This is a genomic window from Cupriavidus basilensis, assembly GCF_029335485.1.
In the GTDB taxonomy this organism is placed as follows: Bacteria; Pseudomonadota; Gammaproteobacteria; order Burkholderiales; family Burkholderiaceae; genus Cupriavidus; species Cupriavidus basilensis_E.
This window is the reverse complement of sequence record NZ_JARJLM010000245.1, coordinates 1-1,978: the sequence shown is the minus strand read 5'-3', so window position 1 is coordinate 1,978 and position 1,978 is coordinate 1. Positions and strand designations below refer to the sequence as shown.

Annotated in this window: 2 protein-coding genes and 1 pseudogene; all 3 read left to right on the top strand. The window is 58.4% G+C overall.

The genetic code is table 11. From position 1 onward, the window contains the following. Window positions 1-149 precede the first annotated feature (149 nt). Window positions 150-1,175 carry a PDDEXK nuclease domain-containing protein gene (locus P3W85_RS14145; protein WP_276265242.1) on the top strand — a complete coding sequence of 342 codons (1,026 nt, stop codon included), beginning with the start codon at window positions 150-152 and terminating at the stop codon, window positions 1,173-1,175. A 312-nt stretch (window positions 1,176-1,487) separates the two neighbouring features. Continuing rightward, on the top strand, window positions 1,488-1,640 hold the full coding sequence (locus tag P3W85_RS14140) for a hypothetical protein (RefSeq protein WP_276265241.1): 153 nt from the start codon (window positions 1,488-1,490) through the stop codon (window positions 1,638-1,640). Window positions 1,641-1,827: 187 nt separating this feature from the next. Next, a pseudogene (locus P3W85_RS14135) lies at window positions 1,828-1,965 on the top strand (H-NS family nucleoid-associated regulatory protein); the annotation flags it as partial. Between the last annotated feature and the right edge of the window lie 13 nt (window positions 1,966-1,978).

Sequence of the window (1,978 nt, the reverse complement as noted above, 5' to 3'; positions counted from 1 at the left end):
AGACCGTGGAACATTTCCGCGTCGGGTAGGACTCACGCGGCGACGTCGTCCCATGGGACGGTCTGGGGCCTTGCATTGCTCGCCAACTGACCAACCCGGATAATGAGAGGAGACCGGCGCTGCCGGCCCGTAATCCGAAACGAAACCGAATGCCGGACGCAACGCTCCCTTCCCCCGACTACACCGCTTGGCTCGCCGATCTGAAAAAGCGGGTGGAGCAGGCACGTCAGCGTGCCGTCCTCTCTGTCAACCGAGAACTGGTGATGCTCTATTGGCAGATCGGACGCGACATCCTTCAACGGCAGCAGCAGCAGGGGTGGGGTGCTAGGGTGATAGACCGGCTTGCGCGCGATCTGCGAGCGACATTTCCGGACATGAAGGGATTCTCGCCGCGCAACCTCAAATACATGCGCGCGCTGGCCGAGGCTTGGCCGAGCGGCGAATTTGTGCAGCAGGCTGCTGCACAATTGCCCTGGTTCCACCTTTGCACACTGCTGGACAAACTGAAATCGAACGAATTGCGCGAATGGTATGCCAGCCAGGCCGCCGAGCACGGCTGGTCGCGCAATATCCTTGTGATGCAGATCGAAACTCGCCTGCACGAGCGGCAAGGCTGCGCGGTCAGCAATTTTGCGGACCGGTTGCCGCCGGCCCACTCGGACCTGGCCCGCGACGCGCTTAAGGATCCCTACATCTTTGACTTCCTGGGCTTGGCGGAAGATGCCCAAGAACGGGACATCGAGCGTGCCCTGACCCAGCATATCACGCGTTTTCTGCTGGAACTCGGGGCCGGCTTTGCCTTTGTTGGCCGTCAGTACCGCCTGGAAGTGGGCGGCGACGAGTTTTTCATTGACCTGCTGTTCTACCACCTTAAGCTGCGCTGCTACGTGGTGGTCGAACTGAAAACTACGCCCTTCAAGCCTGAGTATGCCGGGCAGCTCAATTTCTACTTATCCGCGATCGACACGCAACTTAAGGCAGCCGACGATCGGCCGTCGATTGGACTCCTACTTTGCAAAGAGAATAACCGTCTAGTCGCAGAGTACGCGTTGCGTGGCATGGCGAAACCGATGGGTGTCGCCGAATACCAGTTGCTACGTGAGATTCCGCCGCCCTTGACGACGGATCTGCCGTCGATCGCACAGATCGAAGCCGAGCTTGCCTCAGATGAGTAGGAATGTGAAGGACCGACTGCTCGATCGGGGCCGAAGCCGGGGCGTACGTTTGACCGCGAGGGCGAAGCGAAACGTTGTGATGTCTGACAGACAGGGGCCGCTGTCCCGGCGAGGAGAAGCTGGCTCGTTTTAACGAGTGGGAAATTGTGCAGCAAGTTGCTGCACAGTTGTGCTTAGCACCCATCGAGCGGCAATCCATCAATCAGATAAAGCGCCTATGTGCTCACATTAATTGTCACGCGACAACACGTAATATGTTTGATGATGCACTTTTATGCGGCATTTGGGCATCTATACGGTATATTTTTCTGCATGTCGTACCCAAAGGGGTCAAGGCGCGAAGGGGCGAAGGACGGGCTTGTGACGCCGGCCAACGGCAACCTGTCGATGCTCCTGCGCAAGGTCAACGCCAGCGACTTCGCTGGGGCAGCAGACGAGTTCCTGAAGTGGAGCAAGGCGGGGTGATCGTGCTTTCGCTGCAAAATGATACGCCGGCGCTCGAAATTCTCTTTGAAATCAACAATTTGCACACAACGACTTTTCCACGAAAAGCTCTTTGCACAACTCGTTGATACAGAGCGGTTTACTTGCTGAAACCGTGTCAATCAGCAGCGAAAGCACGATCACCCCGATGACAGCTTTGATCCGCCGCCCCCCGCCACCGCCGTCTGTGCCGGTCTGCTATCGCAATGCCGAGGGGCTCATGTGGGACGGGCAGGGCGAGATGCCGGCCTGGTTGCAGCGGGCCGTCAACGCGGGGCAGTCGGCGGAGCATTTCCGGGTGGGTTGAACTTACGCGATCG

Coding starts and splice junctions, on each gene's coding strand:
- P3W85_RS14140 (WP_276265241.1), top strand. CDS start 1,488: ATGTCGTACCCAAAGGGGTCAAGGCGCGAAGGGGCGAAGGACGGGCTT.
- P3W85_RS14145 (WP_276265242.1), top strand. CDS start 150: ATGCCGGACGCAACGCTCCCTTCCCCCGACTACACCGCTTGGCTCGCC.